The sequence below is a fragment of the Planktothricoides raciborskii GIHE-MW2 genome, from assembly GCF_040564635.1.
In the GTDB taxonomy this organism is placed as follows: domain Bacteria; phylum Cyanobacteriota; class Cyanobacteriia; order Cyanobacteriales; family Laspinemataceae; genus Planktothricoides; species Planktothricoides raciborskii.
This window is the reverse complement of sequence record NZ_CP159837.1, coordinates 1,795,065-1,815,640: the sequence shown is the minus strand read 5'-3', so window position 1 is coordinate 1,815,640 and position 20,576 is coordinate 1,795,065. Positions and strand designations below refer to the sequence as shown.

The following is a 20,576-nucleotide window of genomic DNA, read 5'->3' as shown; positions in this document are numbered from 1 at the left end:
TGAGAAACCGGGTTTCTTTTTGTAACTCCACAGTTAACGATAATATCCACCACAGAAACCCGGTTTCTTTCTAATGTTACTTATCAACAGATTCATCTTGATTTTCCTCAATTGTCACCCCATCATATAAATCGTCAACGGCTATGGATACTCCGACACTTTCCAAGTCCAAAACTTCCCCAACCCCAAAAGTTTGATAAATCCACAGTCGATCGCGGCGGCGAAAACACTCGACTAATGGGCGATCGCAGTTAATCAGCACATACTCAATTAAGGTGGGAATTTGCCGATAGTTTTGCCATTTTTTCCCCCGATCTTTGGCCTCGGTTCTAGGGGACAATACTTCGACTAATAATCCGGGAAATAGGATTTCTTTGGTGGCTTCGCGATCGCGATCGTCGCAACTAACTACCAAATCGGGATAAAAGTAATTCCCCGTTGCCTCTACGTTTACTTTCACATCTGCCACATTGACTCGGCAACCTTTGGGACGCAAAGCAGAACGTAATTTATCATTAAGATTGAGGGCAATATCATTATGGGCGATCGTGCCGCCAGTCATTGCCACCACATCCCCATCAATTAACTCGTAACGTAGATCCTGCAATGCTTCCCATTCTAGGTATTCTTCTGCGGTCATCCGCCATGAATCAGAAAGTGCAATCATTTTCTGGATACCTCATCGATAATTTATGCGCTATTTCTATTTTACAGATTTATTCACAGATTCGCCCATAAGAGTAAAAGCTGCCCAATTTTTTGGTTGAGAGTATTGTTGCATTGTCGTCAGCATTGCTTGCCGCAAAGCCACTGCCCGATCGCCCGTTTGGGGCAAAATTCGATAAAATTCCTGCATTAATTTTGCGCTTGCCTCATCGTCTGCTTGCCATAAAGAGACGATCGCACTTTCAGCCCCCGCACCGATAAATGCACGAGATAATCCAATAATGCCATCACCAGTAATTTTGCCGCCACCTGTGTTGCAAGCACTTAAAACTACCAGGGAAGCTGTTAAATTTAATCCCATGACTTCCTCAGAAGTAAGAAACCCGCGATCGCCTTCGCTTGGGGTTAGTGCGATCGCCCCCAAAAAACCAGAACCAGACTCAGTAAAATCAGCCAAAAACCCGTGGGTTGCCAAATGCACGATCGCTGCCGAACCGATACGTTGCAAAACCGCTGCTTTGGTCGCTGCACTGCCAATTAAAGGCTGGGTATTCAACATAGAGGCGATCGCGATCGCTTCTGCTTCGGCAGCGGGTAAATTAGGCAATGGCTCTGCTCCTTCTTCCGACAATTTCGGCATGACTGGATTGCCCACCACTAAAGCATTTGTGGGGTTATTTATATTGTTATTTGCATTGTTAATTGTTCGATTTTGTGCCAGTTGACGAGTCAATTTTAACACCTGAATTGCTGGTGCTGTGAGAATGGTATGCTTTTCAATTAAATAGCGATCGCTTTCATCTACTAGCGCCGGAAACGGCACAAAAAATAACTCCTCGTGGGGGATAAATATCACCTTGTCTTCTGGATTAATGGGCAGTAAATCGGCAATCGGTTTTATCAGTAAATCGTGCAGCTTATTTAATTTTAAATCGCTCACTCCACCGGCGGGAATGCTGGGCAGAGTTTCCGTTATATTCTCGCGAGTTCCCCGCACTAAAGCCGTTAATAAGGTTTCCGGTTCTGAGTCACTTTCCCCCGTAGCCAAAAACGGCACTAAATTATCCCGATACTTTTCTAATTGGCTTAAATCAACTTCCCGAAACGTAATATCCCCTGTAGGCTTTACGACCCAAATAAATAAAGCGGAATTTTGGCCTAAATTCTCGCTAATAATAGAATATTCAACGAGGGTGGCATTTTGCTCTGCTGCCACTTTTTTAATATCGGAAATCGTGGTTACAATATTTTGTTTTTGGGCATATTCTTGCACCGCTTCTGGAGATAGCTTTTGGGCGATTAATTCCAGAAAAGCCCGGGCGCGACCTCTTTCGGCAATTTCTAAGGCAATTTCCGGTTTATTTTGGCTAATTAATGCTTTTTGAAGTATGCTATAACTAGACCGATATTTATCGAATATTGAGACTTTGTTCAAATCGCTTAAGCCCGGTCGCAGAGATTCTAAGGCGTCAATTGCCGCGTATAAGGTTTGTGTAGATTCGGCGATTTGTCCGGCTTCAAATAAGGCGACTCCTTTATTATTCAGGGTGACAGCAATCCCCGCTTGATTTGCTAACTTTTGCCGAATTTCTAAGGCGCGATCGTAAAATTCTAACGCTTGGGAATAGTCCCCCATCAGTCGGTGAACTGAACCGATGTTATTCAAAGCTTGACCGATCGCATCTTCATCCCCGATCGCAGTCATCATTTCTAATCCTTGGTTATACAATTGCAAGGCTTGGGAATAGTTGGCTAATTTCTCATAAACCGCGCCCATATTTAGCAAGGTTTGACCAATTCCCACGGCATCTTCGATTTCGGTGGCGATCGCTAACCCTTTTTCATAGAATTCTAAAGCTTGGGAATAGTCACCGAGAGCATGATAAACTGCGCCAATATTACTGAGAGTAATTCCCACGGCGAAAGCGTTTTCCTCTTGTTCAAACAGCGGTAAGGCTGCTTGAAAAGAAGTCAGGGCTTTTTTCGGTTGTCCTAACCCGCGATAAATTTCTCCCATATTATTGAGAATGATGGCGGAACCATAGGATTCTTCGGCTGGCAAAATATCCAATGCTTGCTGATAAAAATTAAGGGCTTTGGGATAGTCAGCTTGAGATGAAGCAAGCGCCCCCAAATTCATCAAACTTTGGCCAATTCCCTGTGGGTCGTTAATATTTTGGCGAATGGTTAAAGCTTGGTTTAAAAATTGCCCAGCCAGGGGATAGTTGCCCAAATTGCGATGCACAACACCGATATCATTTAATATCACCGCTTCTAGTTGGCGATCGCCCTCAACCCGCGCCATTTGCAAAGCGCGATCGAACGTTGCCAACGCTTCTTTCAATTCACCGCGATCGACCTGTTCATCACCGCGATCGTACAGTTGTATCGCTTCACTGGCAGGACTTTCTCCCCTTTCTTGTGCCAAAACTGGCAACCCTCCTACCCGGAACGAAGAAAATTTGATAAACTCAAGTTCACCCATAGCGATCGACGCAACGAGGAAAAGACAGGACGAAATGTTTTTTAGAGGCATTTTAGTTAAATGATTAATGACCAATTACAATCGCTAATTACCGAGACTTGTCGCCACCCTCCCAGAAGCGTTGAACGCCAGCGAGGGTTAACTCAACTGTACCGACTGATTGTTAAGTCAGGCAAGCTATGGCGAGAAGATACTCTTTATTATGAAGAAGTATGGCAACAAACTTGGCTATATTTTTGCGTAAATTTATGTGAAGCCACCACAGCGAAAGATAAATATGACCCCGATCGCAGTAGCATCACCACTTGGCTGAATGTTTACCTAAAAATGCGCCTAAAAGATAGGGCGATTAAAGAGCAAAAACAGAAACAACAAATGGTTTCCGCTTCACAAGGGTTAGATGACGATGACACCCTGACGTTTTTGGACACCTTTGAAGCCCCCCCAGATATCCCGCCGATCCTGCAAGCCACCCGCGAGTGGGCGGAAACTGACCCAGAGGGCGAATTGCAGCGCGTTCATATTCCCGGTCGAGAAGATGTCACCTGCCAACTGTTAATTTTACGGCGTTTGCCCCCCGAAACCACCTGGAGGGAACTTTCTGCCGAGTTGGGGTTGCCAAGTTCTAGCCTCAGCAGCTTTTATCAGCGGAAATGTATGCCAAAATTGCGTAAATTTGGCGAATCGACAGGATATCTATAAAGAGGTTCGTTAACCAACCACCAACAAACAACCAATAACAAATTATGATTTATAACACTCAAGAAATAGAAAATTTTGCTTTACCTATGTTGATTGGCAGGAATTGGCGCCGCCTTGCCAAACAATTTGCTTTGGAACAACCAAATCGCCAAAAAGCCGAACAAGTTTATTTTAATACTCTGGCGGTTTGTGTGGTGCATGATTATTTACAGTGGATGGGAATTTCTACGAAAATCAATGCTGGAGATAGTTGGAATCCGATCGCCCGTTTAGGCAGTGATGTGGCAGATTTACAGGTGACGGGATTGGGGGTTCTCGAATGTCGTCCCATCCGCGAAAATCAGCAAATTTGTCGAATTCCCCAGGACGTTTGGGGCGATCGCATTGGCTATGTGGTGGTGCAAATTGAAGATTCGGTTAAAGCCGCGAATATTTTGGGATTTATTAATAGTATAGAAGCAGAATATGTTCCCCTAACTCAATTGCAACCATTAGAAACATTGCTAACCACTTTATCCGCATTGCGCCTGAGTAAAAACACAGAAATTAATGAGGCAGCAAGTCAGGACACGGCGTGCCGTGTCCCTACTGGGAATAATTTGGTAAACTTTAGTGAGTGGTTGCAAGGCATATTTGGGGAAAATTGGCAGGATTTAGCCGCAATATTTAGCAATCAAAATATTGCCTATAATTTCCGCAATTCTCCACAAGATAAAGAGGTGGATATAGAACGAGCAAAATTGATTGATTTGCAAATGCAGTTTGGCAGTCAAACGGTCGTATTGCTGGTGGCGCTAACACCCGAATCTGATAATATAGCAGTCAGAGTGCGACTTTATCCCCCTGATGGAGAAATTTATTTACCGCCAAATTTGCGGTTAGCATTATTATCAATAGAGGGGGATATTTTGCAAGAAGTGCGATCGCGCCGTCAGGATAATTATATTCAACTGTCCCGCTTTACGGGTGAACCGGGGGAACGTTTTTCGATTCAAGTTGCCCTAGAAAATGCCATGATTGTAGAGAATTTTGAAATTTGAATTTTGAAATTTAATGACGAATCACAAAAAATCAACTATCGTTGTCATTAATCTAGGATATGGCAATTTGCTCTCCGGTTTTCCTCATGTCACTGCCCTACTTTGGGAACCGGAGAATCCCCGCCCCCTGAAATTTACTGGGGCTTTACCTCCAGGGGTAGAATTAGATGGGATTTATCGTCGATGGCATTTAATTTATCAAGCACTTTATCGCCGTCCCGGATGGCATCCCCGGATTAAAATCGATCGCGAAGATATCACCAATGTTTCTGAGATGGAATTTGCGGATATTTGCCAGCGTTATATTCAGCTTATTAATGAGTGGCTGGATGCGGAGGAATTTAGAAATATCGATCGCCAATTGCGATCGCATCTGCACCAGAATGACGAAATCCAATTAATTCTGGAAACCGATGATGAATCGGTGCGGCGTTTACCTTGGCATTTTTGGAATTTTTTGTCAGATTATCCCAAAGCCGAAATAGCTTTAAGTACCCCTGAATATCGCCGAGTGGAGAAGTTACACCAAAGAAAAATTACGAGAATTTTAGCCATTTTAGGCAATGATAACGGCCTTGATATTGCAGCAGATCGCCAGGTTTTGTCAGAAATTGCCGATGCAGAAACGGTTTTTTTGGTGAAACCTTCCCGTCAGGAAGTTGACGAACATTTGTGGGACGATCGCGGTTGGGATATTTTATTTTTTGCCGGTCATAGTGAGAGTGAAGAAAATGGCCACCGGGGTTTATTGGCCATTAATCCCACGGAGAAAATCGGCATTTCTCATTTGAAATTAGCCCTAAAAACCGCTATCAGTCGTGGATTACAACTGGCGATTTTTAACTCTTGCGATGGGTTGGGGTTAGCCACGGAATTAGCGGATTTACATATTCCCCAAATTATTGTGATGCGAGAACCTGTGGCGGATGGGGTGGCTAACGCATTTTTAGTCCAATTTATTCAGGCTTTTTCTAGTGGTTTGTCTTTTTATTTAGCGGTGCGGCAAGCGCGAGAACGGTTGCAAGGTTTAGAAGATAATTTCCCCTGTGCTAGTTGGTTGCCGATTATCTGTCAAAATCCCGCCGAATTGTCAATGGTTTGGCCACAGCAATCGCACCCAAAAAAACTGGGGTTTTCCCAATTGCAAAATCGCCATTTTTGGTTAACCAGTTTGGGGATAACTTTGATGATTTTAATCATCCGCCAATTGGGAATTTTACAAGGATCGGAATTGAGACTTTATGACCACTTAATGCGATCGCGTCCTCCAGAACCACCAGACCCCCGGATTTTAATCGTTGAAATTACAGAAGCCGACGTACAATTGCAGAAAAGATATCCGATTTCCGATGCAACATTAGCCCAACTGTTGCAGAAATTAGAACAGCATCAACCGCGAGCGATCGGCTTAACCATTTATCGAGATTTTCCCGTCTATCCTGTGGATTCAGAATTAAGCAAACAAATGCAGCAGCAAGAGAATTTATTTGCGGTCTGTAGCTTCCCCCGGAAGGCAGAACCGGGGATTTCTTCTCCTGATGCTATGCCCAAAAATCGCTTAGGATTCGATGATGTCGCCACCGATTCTGATGGAATTTTGCGCCGTCATTTATTCTTTATGAAAGAAACATCGGGCTGTAACACTCGCTTTTCTTTGAGCTTTAAATTAGCCGAAAAATATCTGGCAGATGAGAATATTTTACCCAATTATCAAGGAAATCAAAATAATCCAGTGCAACTGGGTTCAGCGATTTTTCAGCCAATGAACCCGAATAGTGGCGGATACAAAAATCTCGGTAGAGGCGGCTGGTATATGATGTTAAATTATCGTTCTTTTCCCATTGCCAGAACTGTCACTCTGACGGAAGTATTGCAGGGAGATTTTGACCCGAATTTGGTTAAAGACCGAATTGTAATTATCGGTCTCACCGCCACCAGCGTCAACGCAAAACGTTTTTTCACCCCCTACAGCGTCGGACGATTTCCGTCGGATCGAGTACCGGGAGTGATGGTGCAAGCGCAGATGGTGAGTCATATTCTCAGTGCTGTCCTTGACGGTCGTCCCCTAATCGGCGTATGGGTTTGGTGGGGAGAAGCGATCTGGGTGGGCCTGTGGTCAATGGTGGGCAGTGCGATCGCATTGTGCATCCGCAACCGGGAATGGGCGATCGCGGCGATCGCCATTGCGATCGGGGTTCTATATATTGTCTGCTATGTGCTATTCCTCCAAGGCACCTGGGTTCCCCTCATTCCTTCAGCATTGGCATTGGTCATTTGTCCTTTGTTTTTTGCCATTGGTGACAGGTCCCAGGGTCGATCGCGAAAATAAAGGGCGAAGCATTCGCGTAGATAATTTTTCTGTCGATCGCGAAAATATCTGCGCGAATGCTTTGCCCCTACAAGTTGATCGCGAAAATGTCTGCGCGAATGCTTTGCTTCTACAAGTCGATCGCACGCCAGGGAATCGTCTTCCCTGTCTCAAAGCTGAAGTCGGTTGAAACTGAAATCTTGCACCATTCTCAACCAGCCGAAAGTTTACCCCGCGATCCGGCGGGGATTAAAATCCCCGCCTCATAGCGAAAGTCGGTTAAAACCGACTAGGAGTCTTATATTAAAAGCATTTCAGTCGGTTTTAACCGACCCCCGTCCCCCGCGCGGGGGCAGGCTTCACGGGGGCAGGCTTTGGCGGCCTTCGCGGGGGCAGGCTTGATATGTTAGGAATTGATTTTAATCCCCGCCGGTTGTTGCAACTGATGCAAGATTTCAAATAAATCCGACTAATCATGCTTGTAGTTATGAAAATTTCAGTCGGTTTTAACCGACTTAGGCTATTAGCCCGCCATCGTTTTAACCCCTGGCTGGCGGTAACAGTGGGAGATGAATCTGAAAACCGCTGTAAAAAATCGAGATGCTGCCGTGAATAATTTTGCGTAAATTTTTGCGTAAATTTATCCCCGGACTGCGATAGGTAAATAGAATGTCAATCTGAGGAGTAGAACCTTGCCAAGTCCTTTGCGGAAACCGCCGAAAGCGGGCAAATTGCCATTAGCGATCGCCTTGCTTGTCTTCATCGGGATAGTGCCCGTTACGAAAGTTTACGGCGCATCTCAAACCGAGTTACAAAGGGGCGATCGTCAACTGCCATCAACGGATGGGGCGATCGCCACAAAGTTTGAAGCACCAGCACCGGACCCACCAGAAGATCGCGAAGGTTCTGGCAGCCGCACCTCTTGTCCCGCTGTGGATAAACCTTTGACCGCATTAGTTCCCAGTCAAGTCAACTACACCCTATCGGGACATCCCACATTCTGGTTTTATGTGCCTTATGACTCGGATCCGCCTCGTGAGGTAGAATTCGTGCTCTTGGATGAAGCAGAAGAGCAAGTTTACAAAACCGTCGTCACGATTGCGGATACACCGGGAATTGTCAGTTTCCGCTTACCGGAAAGCGTCCCACCGTTGGAAATTGGCAAAAAATATTTGTGGCAATTCTCCTATCGATGCAATCCGAGAATTCGGGCTGAGGATGACTATGTGCAAGGAATGGTGCAAAGAGTTGCCGGGGATAGCGCACTGATCAGTCAGCTAGAAGCGGCAACAACACCTATGCAGCGCGTGGAACTCTATGCGGCGAATGGGTTGTGGTACGAAACCCTGACCGCCCTCGCCGAATTGCGTCGCGATCGTCCGGGGGATGCAGATATCGCCGCTGAGTGGAAAGAACTTCTCGAATCCATTGGCTTGGGCTATCTGGCAAATGAGGCGATCGGCGGTTGTTGCGATCGTTAGTCCCTAGAGGAGAAACCGGGTTTTTGGGTTTCAGAAACCGGGTTTCTTTTTGTAACTCCACAGTTAACTGTAATATCCACAACAGAAACCCGGTTTCTTTTCGGGGACGAGACGAAAAACCCCGTTTCTGGGCTTTTTCACGAATAGCGAAAAAATTTTTTCCCAAATTTGCGTAAAACTTCTCCGCCAAGGCGATAGGTAAGAAACCGGGTTTCTGGGTTAACTTTATGCCTCTCGCAGAACTTAGCTGAAGAAACCCGGTTTCTGGGCGCTCATTCCCATCCCTGGGGAAACAACCTGGATCCCTTATCGGTTAGCGAAATTCAGTGAAAGTACATCGCCCTTTTAACTAGGGGTGGAATCACTGGTAATGCTTGAAGATGTATAAGAATTGAACCTCAAAAGTTCAATAGCACCTGGAAGCAAGAAAAAATGCAAAAGTACAAAGTACATTGAAAACAGCAATGCAAAAAATCAATGCTATTCTCCTAGGAATCGGATTATTTAGTTTGGTGGTAGGCTTAGGATATAAAGCCTTTGAGAAACCCCCTGAACAAATTGCAGAAGAGGAATGCGCCGAAATTTTAAACACCTCTAATGCACTAGGAATAAATGCACAGACCACTATCTATGTTGAAGGGGTTCCTTATGATTGTAACTAACATGAAGCAGACCATAAAGATAGCAGTATTGACATTTGGTGTCATGTCAGTCTTAAGCCTTATATTGCTTGGATTAGAAGCCCATGAGCAAGCAAAACGAGAAGCAGAGTTACGGAAACTTTGTAATCAGTTGAATCAATATAGATCGTCGATTAAACAGGAGGTAGACAAAGCATCCCGCATAGAATTGATGGGGGGAATGTACACACAAAGCTTATATCAAGTTAATTGCCAACATATAGTAAAGTAAGCATTTATAAAAAATATTTCGTAAAAAATATCACTTTCCTTCGGGGAAGTGATATGAATGAAAACCTGCTTATTCATTAAAAGGGAAATCGTCTACCGGAGTACAACCAAAAATCCATAAAAATATATAATTCAAACCCCGCATGACGCGGCGTAATATCTGAAATATTTGAGCAAATATTGTATGGAAATCATCATAATCTTAGCAATCTTGGCAATCGGTTTTTGGCTTTTCTGGCTTTCCTGGGGTGAAGAGAAACAAGAAAACACTTCGGAGCCATATTCTTCTGATTATGAATTTTCAGAAAACCAAACAACCGATGACGATTCATCTACCATTCCTATTTCAAGAGAATCGATCGTGGAGAAGCCCAGGGTTGAATACAATGAAATATCCGAATTTCAATCTAAAGGTTCAGATCAAGCCTTTTCAGAAGAGAAAATGAAAGAAATTAATTCACAAGGTTATCAACTTTACCAGCAAGCGGTGAGCCAACCCAGTACCGAAGCTTTTTTAAAAGCCGGTTTAGCCTACGATCGCAGTTACAATTCATTCTGGGGAGACAATGTTTTTGGTGGAGTAGATTATCGAAGTTTCTTAGCAAATTTGGGAGTTTCTTCCATAGGTGAAGCCGGAGCAAAACAGATGATCGAAACAGCGCAAGAGTCTTTGGTCATTAGCTGTGAGTGTTATGTCAAGGCACTCAGCACAAATCCAGATCATTACTGGTCTAATCTCCATTTAGCTACTGCTTTAGCTGCTAGTTTACAGGTTGACGCAGCACTCTTGTACTGGCGCAAAAGTTTACAACTTAATCAGCGTGACACTTCACAAGCACTTTTAGGAGACTCGATGGGTTTCGATCACAGATCGGTCGCTGTCAAAGAAATAATCTATCGCTTAGGATTGGGTGGCTTTCCTCAAAGTTTTTCGTCAGCCTACCAACAGCAAAAAGCGATCGCATCTAAAAAGCTTCGCTCTAGTCCATATTTGGTGAAAAATATTCACGGATTAGGAAATTAGACATCATGGATATTACCTTGGGTCATCTGGCAGCAGGTAAGGAAAGGACACGGCAATGCCGTGTCCCTACCGCATCAGAAAAAAATTTTGCCAATTTTGCGTAAAAGTTTTCCGCCAAGGCGATAGGTAAGAAACCGGGTTTCTGGGTTAACTTTATGCCTCTCGCAGAACTTAGCTGAAGAAACCCGGTTTCTGGGCGCTCATTCCCATCCCTGGGGAAACAACCTGGATCCCTTATCTGTTAATAAAATTCAGTGAAAATACTGATGTCTGAAAGCATCAGAAAAGCTTTAATTGGTAATTATGATAATTTATAGTTGAGAGCGTAAATTTATGAAAAATTTCCCTTTTTTCGTGTTTGAAGGAGTAGATGGATCTGGTAAAACAACTTTAGCTAAACTCTTAGCCAAACGGCTAAATTTATGCTATTACAGCAGTATCCCAGATGGCTTACTCTCTATCCAAGAGCAAATAACTGCGACTAATTCCCCAATCGCTACCTTTCACTTTTACAGCTTGTGTAACCTAATGCGTAGCAATGAGTACATATCCAATTTAAATCATTCGGGAGTTGTCGCCGATCGATATGTATTTTCTACTTTCGCTTACCACAGCTTGTTGCTGAAGCAAGACTTGTCGGCGCATTTCCGGATCTGGCAATCAGACTCCAACTTTTTATGGCCTGACGTAGTAATTTATATAACCGCTTCTCCAGAAGTGATTAAAAAACGTATTGCCAATAGAAGTCAGAGTATTTCCCCTCAATGGTATGGAGATAAAGTTTCTCTTGAATACAACATTCCTCAATCATACGAGCGAATATTTGAGTTGGTCAATATCCCGATCGTCCGAATTGATACTACCAATGAGAATGCTGAGGAATCATACCATAATTTATGCACAAAAATCAACAAAATAACTCCGCTTTAGGATTTAACACAATAGATTTTAACTGATAATTTAAATTTTGTATAAACCCAATTAAAAATCCGAATTATGCAACCAATCAGCGTTAACTTTCATCTGTGTAATAACTGCAACTATCATTGTGATTTTTGCTTTGCGACCTTTCGTGATGTGACAGAATATTTAACCTTGAATGAGGTTAAGCAAATTCTTTTATTACTGCATAGTGCGGGGACTAAAAAAATTAACTTTGCTGGTGGAGAACCGACCCTACACCCCCATTTAGGTGAAATATTAGCTGAATCGCGTCGCTTAGGATTTGTCACCAGTATAGTGAGCAATGGTGCGCGAATACCCGAGTTGCTAGAAAGGTATGGTAGTGATATTGATTGGGTAGCATTATCAGTAGATTCGGCTTCAGAAGTAATTCAAAAACAGTTGGGACGGGGTAATGGAGATCATGTCCGAAATTCCATTGCTTTATTCGATCTGCTCCATCAAAAAGGCATTCATACTAAACTCAATTCAGTGATTACTCGACTGAACTTTCAAGAAGATATGTCCGAGTTTGTCCGGCGGGTGCGTCCAGAGCGGTGGAAAGTATTTCAAGTGTTGCCAGTAGATGGGCAAAACGATGGTTCTGTTGAAGAGATGTTAATTTCACCCCAGGAATTTAACCAATTTGTGAAGTTTCATCAAAACATTCTAGATAAACAATTGCAGCCAATTGCCGAGTCAAATGAGTTAATGAAAGACTCTTATGTGATGATCGATCCTCAAGGCCGGTTTTACAACGCTACTATGGGTCGATATTTGTACAGTTCAAAAATTTTGGAAGTTGGTGTAGATGCTGCGCTAGATCAAGTTGGTTGGAATGTAGCTAATTTTTTAGCTCGTGGAGGTGTTTATGCTTGGGAGTAGTCACAGTTTTGCAGGGCGATTACCCTTTACTCCCAACTCCCAACTCCCAGGCGATCGCCCCCACTCCTACCTCGGCACTCCAGGAGCGATCGCGCCTTGTCTGAGAAACCGGGTTTCTTTCTGTAACTCCACAGTTAACTATAATATCCACCACAGAAACCCGGTTTCTTTTCTTGGCGATCGCGCCTTGTCTGAGAAACCGGGTTTCTTTTTGTACCTCCACAGTTAACTATAATATCCACCACAGAAACCCGGTTTCTTTTCTTGGCGATCGCGCCTTGTCTGAGAAACCGGGTTTCTTTTTGTACCTCCACAGTTAACTTTGGTATCCACCACAGAAACCCGGTTTCTTTTCTTGGGGAAACCCGGTTTCTTAGTTATCCCCAAGATTCAGAAACCGGGTTTCTTTTTGTAACTCCACAGTTAACGATAATATCCACCACAGAAACCCGGTTTCTTGGTTTTTGGGCAAAAGCGCGATCGCAGGCATCCAATTGATATGCTAAAATCCTGAGTAACCTGCTATCAAAAAGTAAAAAATGAAGAATATCACGATCTCAATTCCTGACGATCGCCTCCTAAAACTAGAAAAAACTGCCAGTAATATGGGAGTATCTGTAGAAGAATTGCTCTTAATGGGAGTGGAAGCAGTGGTGAATCAACCGGAAGATTCTTTTAACCAGGCGATCGCATACGTTCTCAATAAAAATGCAGAACTTTACCAAAGACTGCAATAATGCGTTATCTTACTGTACCTGAAGTTTTAGAAATATATCGGCATCTCATGCAGCAATCCGGTGGCACTGGTGGAGTCACCAATTTGGGAGCGCTAGAGTCGGCTGTCGCACAACCGCGCATGACTTTTGGGGGACAAGAACTTTATCCCACTATTGTCGAAAAAGCTTCAGCTTTAGGCTTTTCTCTGATTAAAAACCATCCTTTTTTCGATGGCAACAAACGCATCGGTCACGCGGCAATGGAAGTTTTCCTAGTATTAAATGGATTTGAGATTTATGCTGAAGTTGATGAGCAAGAAAAAGTGATTTTAAAACTAGCATCCGGTGAATTAGGGAGAGAAGAATTCACACAATGGCTGGGCATTCATCTGATAAAAAGGTAGGATTTGCATAAGCGATCGCGCTTGGATTCAGAAACCGGGTTTCTTTCTGTACCTCCACAGTTAACTATAATATCCACCAAAGAAACCCGGTTTCTTTTCTTGGGGAAACCCGGTTTCTTAGTTATCCCCAGGATTCAGAAACCGGGTTTCTTTTTGTACCTCCACAGTAGGGGCGTTCTCGCATTCGCCCCTACATATCCACCACAGAAACCCGGTTTCTTGGTTTTTGGGCAAAAGCGATCGCCCCTTAATCCAAAGTCAAAACTCCGCCAGAATAATCGGCAATCAGTCGCTTAAATTGCAACCAACGCACCCCCAGGAGAATTTCTTTAATGTCATCGCCACCCAAAACGGGAATAATGAACTCCTCTCGATCGATGAGTATAATCCCCTCGTAGACATTAAAAAATACTGTCCCCGCTGCTGTCTGACTTTTTCTAGGTTCAGGTTGCTGCAACCACCCTAAATTATCGACATCTTCGTTATTCATCAACAGCCAACCATTGAACCCTGTATCAAAAATTGCCTGAACTTGCCAATCAGTTTCATCGGCTGCAATTAAAGCAATTTCAAACACTAATTCTCCCTTGTGGTTAAACTCTCCGCTAATCATGCTCGATAACAGGCTCCGGTTTCATTCACGCAGTAAACCACACACCGAGCATTGGGGTATTTTTCACGAGCTTTCTGTGTTGCTACATTATCGTCTTTGTCGATAACATAGTCCCCGCTTTCTGGTTCGATGACCATAAACCAGTCGTAATAATCATCGATTAGTTTTGGTTTAGCTGCCTCGAAAATTTCGTCACACCGCTTCATTAATGCTTGCATTTCCGCCTTGCGTTGGGCGAGTTCTTCTGGGGAACGTTGGCGTTCTGGAAATACTCGACCTAGACGCGCTTGGCGATGTTCAGATATTTTGCTCATTTTCTATTACCTTCGCTTGGTAATCTTCTATTTATTATTATACATAATGGGTTTCAGAAACCGGGTTTCTTTTTGTAACTCCACAGTACAGGTAATATCCACCAGAGAAACCCGGTTTCTTAGTTATCCCCAGGATTCAGAAACCGGGTTTCTTTTTGTAACTCCACAGTACAGGTAATATCCACCACAGAAACCCGGTTTCTTTTCCTTCTTTTCGGGGACGAGACGAAAAACCCCGTTTCTGGGCTGTTTCACGCTTAACGAAAAAAAAGTTTGCCCAATTTGCGTAAAAGTTTTCCGCCAAGGCGATAGATAAGAAACCGGGTTTCTGGGTTAACTTTATGCCTCTCGCAAAACTTCGCGCTCAGAAACCCGGTTTCTGGGCGATCTTCCCATCCCTGGGGATCCAACATGGATCCCTTATCGGTTAATAAAATTCCGTGAAAATACTGATGTCTGAAAGCATCAGAAAAGCTTTAATGAGGTAATTAACAAAATCCGCTTTTGACGGTAAAAAGCAATTAAAGTTCCCGATTTTTGACCCAAACTCAACCTCAAGATTCAAACTCCAATGAATAGTGAATCCAGGGTGACGACCCTGTTAAATCCCTCCCTAGAACAGCTAATCGACGAAATCCATGCGGTCAATCGCGCTTGGAAAGTTGCTTTAGCGTTTGGGGATATTCCTGCTTTGGCGACATCTTTGCAAGAAATGAAAGCGCGATTGCAAGTGCGGCTATTGCACCTGTATGCGCCCGATCGCGTTTATTTGGCATTAGATACGGAAACCGGAAGTGATGAACCCGTCTATGGTTTGCGGCTAAAAGAAGCGATCGCCGGAGGGCAAACCGATGCTGCCCATTTGCCCGTGAGAGTGGCGAAAAAATTCCTCTCATCTGAACTTTTAGAACGCTTTACAAACTTGTAACATTAGGATAGGAATTACGATGAATACGGTATTTATTCTCGTTATTATTGGAGTGGCGATCGCCTCCCTTTTCGCTGAGATAAAGTCCATCGCAGACTATTGCCAAAAGCAATGCGGGCTAACGGCTAAGGCCATTAAAATTCTGAAAGAACACCTGGTTTCTGGGGGCAATGGAATCAACTTGGATGACAAAATGAGGGGATGGTTTCTGACCCATTTTGATGGAGAAATGAGGGGAAATTTGTTTTTTCCCGCATACGAAGGGAATACTGCCGTCATGCTATCTTTCCCAACAGTTTTGGGTAAACCCGTGCCACGCGGCCCCGTTTATTTTGCCCCCACATTGTTGACCGCATTGGGGGTTTTAGGAACTTTTGCGGGCATTTATCAGGGATTGCAGGGAGTTAATCTCGACATCCAAGAAGCCGATACCCTGCTGAAAAGCAGTACCGACCTGCTGGCAGGAATGAAATTTGCTTTCTTAACTTCCTTGTGGGGACTGGGCAGTTCCAGTGTGTTTATGTTATTCCTGGCTTTTGGAGAACGAGTGCGGCAAGGGCGTCGGGATAGTTTGCGTTCTGAATTGAGCAAAGTTGCTTTTCTGCTGACTCCGGTACGAGTTCTGACCCGCATGGCACCAGGGACAAGCGGTGGACAAAGCAATCTGACTGCTGCGGCAATTGGGCAAGCTGTGGCGACAGAAATGCGATCGGTTTTGCGATCGGAACTTAGCCCGATGGTTACGCCTTTGACTCAGCTTACTCCAGAGGCGATCGCACAGGCAACCAGAGCACAACTAAATCCCGCATTCACTTCTATGCAAGGCGAATTATCCAGCATTCGGGAATTGCAAGAAAAACACGGTCAAGCGGTAGATTATTTGGTCACGCGACTCCGCGAAGAATTAATCGAACCTGTTGTCGAACGTCTGGATGAAACTGCCAAACTCACCAAAGAAGCATCCGAAGCAGTTAAAGAACTGAAAACCGATTTGGGAGGTATTACGATTGGTTTGGCTGGGGCTGTTGAAACTATTCGGGACTTCCAAACCGAAACCCTCAAAGACCTGAAACAATTTGCTCTCGATTTAAGAGGTATTCTCGATCAATTTAGCCGCGATACTAACGGAGTCTTAGTAACAGTTGCCGATGAAATCAAGCGAGCCGTTGCCGAAAGTATCGAAGCAATGAAAGAACAGCGAAAAGCCTTTGCTCGCAGTGCTGCCCAAGCTGCTGCAACTTTCGTAGGTATCCGAGAAGAATTAGAAAAATCTCTGGATAAACAAGCTGAACTACAAAAACAAATGCTGGAAGATGCCAAGCAATCCTTTACTTATCAATCTGAAAAGCTGAAGGAAATTGGTGACGAAGCCGCTAAAGTGATGAACCACGCTGCGGAGAACTTAGATGCAACATTACAGAATATCGATGAGATGCTGCAAAAAACTCGCAAAACCGTGCAGGAGGAGTTAGAGAAATTCCGGGTTGAATATCAAACTGCACTCACGAAATTCTTTGGAGACCAAAACAATCTCCTAGAAGGAACTCTCGGCAAGCAGCGAGATGAATTAGAAGAGGTGATCGCCGGACTTCAAAGATTTTTTCGAGAAGATGCTCCAAAAATGGGTGATTCGATTAAAGAAGCGATGGAAAAAGTGCAAGGAAATCTTAATTCCAGGACATGGCTATAGTGTACAACATAGCCAACAAAACCGGCTTAACCTCCGGGGAAAGTCTGCAACAATTGCACGAAATTATTCGCGGACTTGGCAGCGAAGCCAACCAAATAGAAAATGCCTATCAACACATGGCAAACCAATTTGAACAAGCCCTAAAAATTGGCAACGCGCAACTAATAGAATATTTGCAAAAAGCGAATGAAGCCTACCTAAAGAGTATTGAAGAAGGCGATCGCGCTGCGGCTGAAGTTTGCAAACAACTCAACCAGACTTCTCACGGATTAATGGATGTATCTCATTACTTAGTTGCATCGGCTAAAAACTTGAAAAATGGAAACGGGAGCGCTAGTTAATGAGCGATTTTTCTGACTTTGAAATGGAAGGGGAAGTTCTAGAGGAACTAGACTCTGGAGTATGGCTATCCATTGGGGATTTAATGTCAGGACTGCTGATGTTTTTTGCCCTGTTGTTTATCACCGTCATGGTACAACTAAAAAATTACCAAGAAGCCTTTGATAAACTGCCTCTGGCCATCCTCAATACCCTCCGGCAAGAAGTGCCAGGGGGAGATAAATTGGAAGTCGATCCCAAAACAGGGGATGTGAGCATTCCTGATGCGATTTTGTTTGATGAAGATAGCGCCGAACTCAAGCCAGCAGGCAAACAATTTCTGATCGGTTTTATTCCCGTTTACAGTAAAGTCATTTTCTCTAATGATGAATTTGACCAGATGATTACTCGCGTGATTATCGAAGGTCACACCAGTTCATCAGGAACCGAAAAAGAAAATATGAATTTGAGCTTGCAACGGGCTTTATCTGTGTCGGATTATATTTCCTCTCTCAACTTTTCCACCCGGTCCCAATTCAAATATAAGATATTGGCGGCTGGTCGGGGGGAATTAGATGCGAATCAAAAAATAGATTCTCCTGCTGACAGAAAAGTAGTGTTTCGGTTCCAACTTCGATCGCCCGATTGGGGTAATTTGTTCGGGAAATAATCTATGGTTTAAAATGCCTTCCGGTGTGGAAAGGGCGAAGCATTCCGGTGTGGAAAGGGCGAAGCATTCCCGTAAAAAATTTACGCTTATAACCATCGAGCTTCTGCGGGAATGCTTCGCCCCTACAGAGGCGATATATTGGCGATATATTAATCTGAAAAAGCCGGTGATACATTTTCTAATGAATAGACCACAAATATTTCTTGGAAGCGATCGCGATTATGTAGGGGCAAAGCATGACCGCAGATATTTGTGATTAAAATATAAACTTGATTGCGGTCATGCTTCGCCCTTACTAGGTTGGTTTTCCTTACCTCAACTCAACCTAAAATTCTTTAGCCCCCCTTGGAAAAGAGGTTTGGGGGGATCGAAACCCGACATTGTTTAACAAATTTTGCACCGATTGTTATAGGTATTCCTGGATAAATTACTATGAATTTTCAATTTAGACCATTAGAATTGCCACCAATTCCCCAACCGAAAGCGAAAGAGTTAATTAATCTCGCAAACGGAACAGGTGGAAGTAGCCCGATCGCACCTCCCGAACTTCCCCCAGGTGTGCCGAAATATCAGGCAACAATGCCGCGCAGTCTCGATGATATTTTAGCGGATATTGAGAAGGGAACAGGCGAAAAAGTGACAATTTTGGAGTGGGTTTATTTATTTTATGCCAAAGAAGATTGGGATAGGCAACAAGGAAGCGATCGGGCTAAATCAAGCTCCCAAGCTATTTGGCAATTTGCTATATCTGAATATAAACATAAAATTAAATCTCGATTATTCTGGCGATTGGCATTATTTTACGATAGTAAATGCCAGGATATAAAAGTGCTGCCTCCTTCTTTGGCAGATGCTTTTCCCGAATTTGTTTCGCCGTTGAAAAAGAGCGATTCTTTAACGGTAGATATTCTCTCCGCATTGGCAGAATACACAAAAAGCCATAACACATTTAACCTCTGCAAGACAATTACACGCATCTGTTTTCAAGAGTTACTCACGCCCAAAAAACTCTTAAAAAAAGCTAACCTCCCCCCGGATGTTTATCCGCTGGATGTAGGAGCATTTCAGGCGATGATTAAAGAATTCAACGCACAAAATAATCCTAATCGCAAGCAGGCAAGTTTACTGATTAATTGCCTAGAGGAAATGTCAGAAAAACCTCAACTTCATGGGGTAGAGTATCTACTGACAAATGTTTCCAAAGAAATTGCTGGTCAGTTTCCAGATATTATGGTCAAATGGGTAAAACAGAACTACGGCAGCACCGCTCCTAATTCCCGATGGAATCAATTATCTCAAGAGGCAAAAGATGCTTTACAAAAGTGGCTTGAATTATTGAGCTATAAATATTTTGATAAATTAGTCAAAATATTACTAGATAAACTGGATCTGCCGGATTGGGAATGGAATCAGCTAAAAAGTCGCCGGGGTTTCTGGTCGAATTATAGCGATCGCTTTGGACGAATGCGGATTGTATTACCCCAGTCCTCCCAAAAGGCGATCAAGGAGGCGATCGGCAGTGAATTTGAGCACCAAGATATCAGCATTCTTGAGGAAGATGGCAGCGAACCCACTGAAGTTTGCATCTTTGATTTCGGAGATTGCTGCATTGTGGAATTCTTCCGAGGTCTAGGTAGCGAAACTCGCGTCTTCAATGTTCAAGATTATCCAAACATTAAAACTAAGCTATTTGAATCTCCCACCCTATCTTTAAAACGACTGCGCTGTCTAGGTGGAGAAGTCCACGACCACAAATTTTTGTGGCAGGGATATTGTGAAAAATTACTGAGGAATCGAAATATCTATCCTAACGAAGGAACTGAAGATTTTATTGGGTTAAAGGTCCCACACAACCAATACAACCGCGAAACCGGACTGCCCGCTCCCTCATTTAGCGAACAAGAAGAGCGTCGGCACAAGTTAAAACACTGGGAAAGAGAAATGGCAGAAATTCAAAGAGCGGCTGATTTATTTTGTCGTAATCTTTCAGGTTGAGAAACCGGGTTTCTTTTTGTATTCCACCGTAGGGGCGTTCTCGCATTCGCCCCTACATATCCACCACAGAAACCCGGTTTCTTAGTTATCCCGCTTGGTTTCAGAAACCGGGTTTCTTTTTGTCACTCCACAGTTAACTATAATATCCACCACAGAAACCCGGTTTCTTTTCTTGGGGAAACCCGGTTTCTTAGTTATCCCCAGGATTCAGAAACCGGGTTTCTTTTTGTCACTCCACAGTACAGGTAATATCCACCACAGAAACCCGGTTTCTTGGTTTTTGGGCAAAAGCGCGATCGCTTATTTTATGGGTTTCAGAAACCGGGTTTCTTTTTGTAACTCCACAGTAGGGGCGATTCGCGAATCGCCCCTACATATCCACAACAGAAACCCGGTTTCTTTTCTTGGGGATAAACCCGGTTGCTTTTCGGGGAAGAGACGAAAAACCCCGTTTCTGGGCTGTTTCACGCTTAACGAAAAAAAA

General features: G+C 43.7%; 21 protein-coding genes. 16 read left to right on the top strand and 5 right to left on the bottom strand.

The features are described from left to right. Window positions 1-76 precede the first annotated feature (76 nt). Window positions 77-667, bottom strand: a complete 591-nt coding sequence (locus tag ABWT76_RS07650) for a Uma2 family endonuclease (RefSeq protein WP_354635884.1) — start codon at window positions 665-667, stop codon at window positions 77-79. 36 nt (window positions 668-703) lie between these two features. After that, window positions 704-3,103, bottom strand: a complete 2,400-nt coding sequence (locus ABWT76_RS07645; RefSeq protein WP_354635883.1) for a tetratricopeptide repeat protein — start codon at window positions 3,101-3,103, stop codon at window positions 704-706. Between the two features lie 108 nt (window positions 3,104-3,211). On the opposite strand from ABWT76_RS07645, the gene ABWT76_RS07640 reads away from it, so the two are divergent. The 9 genes from ABWT76_RS07640 (at window position 3,212) to ABWT76_RS07600 (ending at window position 12,444) form a co-directional block, all read left to right on the top strand. Then, window positions 3,212-3,853, top strand: a complete 642-nt coding sequence (locus ABWT76_RS07640) for a sigma-70 family RNA polymerase sigma factor (protein ID WP_354635882.1) — start codon at window positions 3,212-3,214, stop codon at window positions 3,851-3,853. Between the two features lie 44 nt (window positions 3,854-3,897). Continuing rightward, window positions 3,898-4,893 carry a DUF1822 family protein gene (locus ABWT76_RS07635; protein WP_354635880.1) on the top strand — a complete coding sequence of 332 codons (996 nt, stop codon included), beginning with the start codon at window positions 3,898-3,900 and terminating at the stop codon, window positions 4,891-4,893. A gap of 13 nt (window positions 4,894-4,906) precedes the next feature. Further along, entirely contained in the window at window positions 4,907-7,222 is a 2,316-nt protein-coding gene (locus tag ABWT76_RS07630; protein ID WP_354635878.1) for a CHASE2 domain-containing protein, read from the top strand. Further along, entirely contained in the window at window positions 7,191-7,391 is a 201-nt protein-coding gene (locus ABWT76_RS07625) for a hypothetical protein (protein ID WP_156331675.1), read from the top strand. Before ABWT76_RS07630 ends, ABWT76_RS07625 begins: the two co-directional genes overlap by 32 nt. Before the next feature lie 502 nt (window positions 7,392-7,893). Beyond that, complete coding sequence (locus tag ABWT76_RS07620; protein ID WP_190879708.1) at window positions 7,894-8,682, top strand: DUF928 domain-containing protein; 789 nt, start codon at window positions 7,894-7,896, stop codon at window positions 8,680-8,682. A 464-nt stretch (window positions 8,683-9,146) separates the two neighbouring features. Then, window positions 9,147-9,344 carry a hypothetical protein gene (locus tag ABWT76_RS07615; RefSeq protein ID WP_054465999.1) on the top strand — a complete coding sequence of 66 codons (198 nt, stop codon included), beginning with the start codon at window positions 9,147-9,149 and terminating at the stop codon, window positions 9,342-9,344. A gap of 418 nt (window positions 9,345-9,762) precedes the next feature. Next, on the top strand, window positions 9,763-10,617 hold the full coding sequence (locus ABWT76_RS07610; protein ID WP_190879712.1) for a hypothetical protein: 855 nt from the start codon (window positions 9,763-9,765) through the stop codon (window positions 10,615-10,617). A gap of 333 nt (window positions 10,618-10,950) precedes the next feature. Further along, entirely contained in the window at window positions 10,951-11,547 is a 597-nt protein-coding gene (locus ABWT76_RS07605; RefSeq protein WP_054466002.1) for a deoxynucleoside kinase, read from the top strand. 66 nt (window positions 11,548-11,613) lie between these two features. Then, window positions 11,614-12,444, top strand: coding sequence for a viperin family antiviral radical SAM protein (locus ABWT76_RS07600; RefSeq protein WP_054466003.1), 831 nt, complete (start codon window positions 11,614-11,616; stop codon window positions 12,442-12,444). Between the two features lie 19 nt (window positions 12,445-12,463). Here ABWT76_RS07600 and ABWT76_RS07595 read toward each other — a convergent pair whose 3' ends face one another. Then, entirely contained in the window at window positions 12,464-12,667 is a 204-nt protein-coding gene (locus tag ABWT76_RS07595) for a hypothetical protein (protein ID WP_156331677.1), read from the bottom strand. A gap of 316 nt (window positions 12,668-12,983) precedes the next feature. On the opposite strand from ABWT76_RS07595, the gene ABWT76_RS07590 reads away from it, so the two are divergent. Together ABWT76_RS07590 and ABWT76_RS07585 are read left to right on the top strand one after the other, a co-directional pair. Beyond that, the gene (locus ABWT76_RS07590) at window positions 12,984-13,181 is read left to right on the top strand and encodes a hypothetical protein (protein WP_054466004.1); all 198 of its coding nucleotides are present in this window, start codon (window positions 12,984-12,986) and stop codon (window positions 13,179-13,181) included. Beyond that, window positions 13,181-13,564, top strand: coding sequence for a type II toxin-antitoxin system death-on-curing family toxin (locus ABWT76_RS07585; protein WP_054466005.1), 384 nt, complete (start codon window positions 13,181-13,183; stop codon window positions 13,562-13,564). Before ABWT76_RS07590 ends, ABWT76_RS07585 begins: the two co-directional genes overlap by 1 nt. A 247-nt stretch (window positions 13,565-13,811) precedes the next feature. On the opposite strand, the gene ABWT76_RS07580 is transcribed toward ABWT76_RS07585, so the two are convergent. Together ABWT76_RS07580 and ABWT76_RS07575 are read right to left on the bottom strand one after the other, a co-directional pair. Then, window positions 13,812-14,177, bottom strand: coding sequence for an aspartyl protease (locus ABWT76_RS07580; RefSeq protein ID WP_190879714.1), 366 nt, complete (start codon window positions 14,175-14,177; stop codon window positions 13,812-13,814). Continuing rightward, window positions 14,174-14,491, bottom strand: a complete 318-nt coding sequence (locus tag ABWT76_RS07575; protein WP_054466007.1) for a hypothetical protein — start codon at window positions 14,489-14,491, stop codon at window positions 14,174-14,176. Before ABWT76_RS07575 ends, ABWT76_RS07580 begins: the two co-directional genes overlap by 4 nt. A gap of 571 nt (window positions 14,492-15,062) precedes the next feature. On the opposite strand from ABWT76_RS07575, the gene ABWT76_RS07570 reads away from it, so the two are divergent. The 5 genes from ABWT76_RS07570 to ABWT76_RS07550 all read left to right on the top strand — a co-directional run bounded on the left by ABWT76_RS07570 (window position 15,063) and on the right by ABWT76_RS07550 (window position 20,092). Then, the gene (locus ABWT76_RS07570) at window positions 15,063-15,419 is read left to right on the top strand and encodes a hypothetical protein (protein WP_054466008.1); all 357 of its coding nucleotides are present in this window, start codon (window positions 15,063-15,065) and stop codon (window positions 15,417-15,419) included. A 19-nt stretch (window positions 15,420-15,438) separates the two neighbouring features. Beyond that, a complete protein-coding gene (locus tag ABWT76_RS07565; protein WP_354635874.1) occupies window positions 15,439-17,109 on the top strand; it encodes a hypothetical protein in 1,671 nt (556 codons plus the stop codon). Continuing rightward, window positions 17,100-17,450, top strand: a complete 351-nt coding sequence (locus ABWT76_RS07560) for a hypothetical protein (RefSeq protein WP_354635873.1) — start codon at window positions 17,100-17,102, stop codon at window positions 17,448-17,450. The genes ABWT76_RS07565 and ABWT76_RS07560 overlap by 10 nt, the downstream gene beginning before the upstream one ends. Beyond that, window positions 17,450-18,097, top strand: coding sequence for an OmpA family protein (locus ABWT76_RS07555; RefSeq protein ID WP_354635872.1), 648 nt, complete (start codon window positions 17,450-17,452; stop codon window positions 18,095-18,097). Before ABWT76_RS07560 ends, ABWT76_RS07555 begins: the two co-directional genes overlap by 1 nt. Before the next feature lie 432 nt (window positions 18,098-18,529). Then, window positions 18,530-20,092 carry an EH signature domain-containing protein gene (locus ABWT76_RS07550; RefSeq protein WP_354635871.1) on the top strand — a complete coding sequence of 521 codons (1,563 nt, stop codon included), beginning with the start codon at window positions 18,530-18,532 and terminating at the stop codon, window positions 20,090-20,092. The last annotated feature ends 484 nt before the right edge of the window (window positions 20,093-20,576 follow it).